This window comes from Actinomycetota bacterium, from assembly GCA_035759705.1.
Lineage (GTDB): Bacteria > Actinomycetota > CADDZG01 > JAHWKV01 > JAHWKV01 > JAJCYE01.
Genome location: DASTUJ010000092.1, coordinates 1 through 2,970 on the forward strand (window position 1 = coordinate 1; position 2,970 = coordinate 2,970).

The 2,970-nt window shown below is 66.1% G+C and carries 3 protein-coding genes; all 3 read right to left on the reverse strand.

Translation table 11 applies throughout. The annotated features are described in order from the left end of the window. Window positions 1-158 precede the first annotated feature (158 nt). Window positions 159-866 (reverse strand): hypothetical protein, encoded by a 708-nt coding sequence (locus VFV09_06335; GenBank protein ID HEU4867326.1) that lies wholly within the window; start codon window positions 864-866, stop codon window positions 159-161. 156 nt (window positions 867-1,022) lie between these two features. Next, window positions 1,023-2,621, reverse strand: coding sequence for an AAA family ATPase (locus tag VFV09_06340; GenBank protein ID HEU4867327.1), 1,599 nt, complete (start codon window positions 2,619-2,621; stop codon window positions 1,023-1,025). A gap of 166 nt (window positions 2,622-2,787) precedes the next feature. Next, a partial coding sequence (locus VFV09_06345) for a hypothetical protein (GenBank protein HEU4867328.1) occupies window positions 2,788-2,970 on the reverse strand: 183 nt, incomplete at its 5' end.

Here is a 2,970-nt window from a genome sequence, read left to right on the forward strand (position 1 = left end):
TCACGGTCTGCGAGATCGCTTTCAACCGCCTGGACGGAATGAAGTTCCGGCACTCGGTGCGCCTGGTCCGGTGGCGGCCCGACCTCGAGCCGTCGGAGTGCACCTACGAGCAGCTCAGGCGCTTCGGGGGCGGGCCGGCCGAACCCTAATAGAGGGGCTTACCCGGCCGGTGATTCCGAAGGTGCGGGCGAAGCAGCCGGGTCCAGGATCTCGAAGGTGGAGATGATCTCGTCGAAGGTCGCGGCGTACTTCTCGTAGGCGGTGGCGGGGAGCACCTGGAACACCAGCGTGTAGAGCTTCTCGCCGCCCAGCATGAAGAAGTGGGAGTGGACCCCCTCCTCCTCACCTCCGGCGTTGTTGAAGGTGTAGAGGTACCACCACCCGTGAACCCCGTTGATCTTGACCCGCTGGCGCTGGATGACGTCGCGGACGTTCTCGCCGCTGTCGATGTACCGGTCGAACTGCGCCTGAAGCTCGGCGACCACGTTGTCCGGTGTGTCGTCGTTCACCACCACGGGCTGGGGAAGCGGGCTGACCCGCAGCCTCAGGTTGTTCTGGGTTGCCTCGTCGCCGACCACCATCCGGATCTGGGGGTCCGCCTGCTCCTGCTCGAGGAAGATCCAGTCGCCGGGGAGGTCGATGGCAAAGCCGTCGTCCCGGTCCTCGATGGGCACCATCTCATCCGAGGGGTCCTCTGCCGCAGGCGCCGGGTCGTCCCGGTTCGCCCAGAACAGCACAAACGCCGCAACCACAAGCACGACCAGCACGACCAGCACGACCAGCAGCCGTTTGCGGTCCGGCTTGCGGACCTTGTCTGCTGCGTTGGGAGCGTTGCCTGAAGGGACGTCGGTCTCGTTGGTTACCACTCAAGGCTCCTCTAGTTCTCGCTCGAATCGACTCCCGAGGGAGGGGCGAAGGACGGTCCCCACCGGGGACAGTTAGGCAGTCTAACCCCAATCCGGTAAAACTCTGACCGCTCCGGCGGCGTCCCGTGAGGGGTGCCGGCGGGGCTCAGCCCGGTATCAGGCGGGCCAGTTGGTCTGCTGCTGGGCGCTGCCGTAGCCGCTCAGCTGCCGCTGCTGCATCAGTTCCTCGAGCGGGCCCTGGGCAGCCCGCCGAGGCGGTGAGGAGAAGCCGTCCTCGTCGTCTCCGCCCTCCAGCCCGGTCAGGCCGGCCAGGCGGGCAACCTCGTCGATGTTGAGGCTCTCCTTCTCGATCAGCGCCTGGGCGACCGCACGAAGCCGGCGGTCGTTGTCCTGGATGATGGTGACGGCGGCCTGCTCCGCCCTCTTCAAGAGCTTGCGGACCTCCTGGTTGGAGGAGGCGTCGCCCTTGGAGAACGGGTCGCGGCCGTTGTCGCTGGCGGAGAACTCGTACTTGCCGGTCATCGCCCAGCGCTCGACCATCTGCCGGGCCAGGTTGGCCGCCTCGCGCAGGTCGTCCTCGGCCCGGGTGCTCGGCTCTCCGAAGGTGTGGATCTCCGCCGCCATGCCGGCCAGCAGCACCATCAGCTTTGCCATGAGCTCGCGGCGGGTCATGACCTCACGGTCCTCGCCGGATGACCAGATCGACTTCCCGCCGTCTCCGATGCGTCCGACGATCGAGATGCGGGATACGGGCTTGACGCCCCTGAGAAGAAGCGACAGGAGGGCGTGGCCGGCTTCGTGATAGGCGATCAGGCGCTTCTCGTCCTCGTCCATGACCCGTCCGCTGCGGGGGCCGGAGACTGCCCGGTCCAGCGCCTCCTCGACGTCGTCGTGCCCGATCTCGAGGCGCTGCTTGCGGGCGGCCAGGAAGGAGGCCTCGTTGATGATGTTGGCCAGCTCGGCCCCGGTCAGGCCGCCGGTGCGGGTGGCCACCGACCTCCAGTTGATCGCAGCCGAGTGGGGACGCTTGGAGGCGTGAAGACGAAGGATGTGCTCCCGGCCTACGACATCGGGCCCGGCGACGTGGATGCGGCGGTCGAAGCGGCCGGGGCGAAGCAGGGCCGGGTCGATCATCTCGGGACGGTTCGTTGCGCCGATCAGGACGACGCCCTTGGCGCTGGCGAATCCGTCCAGCTGGATGAGCAGCTCGTTCAAGGTGTGGTCGTACTCCCGCTCGCCCGGCGCCTCGGAGTTCCGGCGGCGGCCGACGGCGTCCAGCTCGTCGATGAACACAATGGACGGAGCGTTCTTCTTGGCTTCTTCGAACAGCTGGCGAACCCGCTGGGCCCCGACTCCGACGTAGACCTGCACGAAGCTGGCTGCCGAAACGAAGTAGAAGGGCACGCCGCCCTCACCGGCGAGGGCCTTGGCCAGCAGGGTCTTGCCGCTGCCCGACGGGCCGTACAACAGGATGCCCCTCGGCAGGGTCGCGCCCAGCGCATCGAAGCGTGACGGATTGGTCAGGTAGTCCTTGATCTCCCGCAGCTCCGCAACCACCTCGTCCAGGCCGGCGACGTCGCGAAACGTCACACCCGGGTCCTCAGGCGTGGACTCCGCCTTTTGCGCCGAGAAGGTGTTGATCTCCTTGAACCCCGCCATGGCCTTCTTATTGGAGAGGCGGACGGCAAAGTACGCCCCGGTGAGGATCAGGATGGAAGGAATCCAGAATGCGGGGCTGACAAGGGTCTCGATCACGGCTTCAGTTCCCTTTGCTCAAGGATGGGCGACAGATGGCCAGATGTGCGTCGCCCTATTTTAGGCGGTCACGGTTGAAGATCAATCATCTAACTCCTAACAGGCGCCAAAACAAAACCGGCCGGGGGAATCCCCCGGCCGGTTCTTGGCTCCATAGAGCTGGTGACTAGTTGACCCGCTTGCCCGTAGGTGCGGTGATCTTGTCGGTCAGGCCGTAGAGCAGGGGCAGTGCGCCGGCGATGACTCCGAGGGTGCGGTTGATCTGTCCTACCCCGGGGATGATCGGCTCGACGTGTCCGACGATGGTGGCAACCGTGGCCGAGCAGTCGGCCAGGTTGTTGTTGATGTT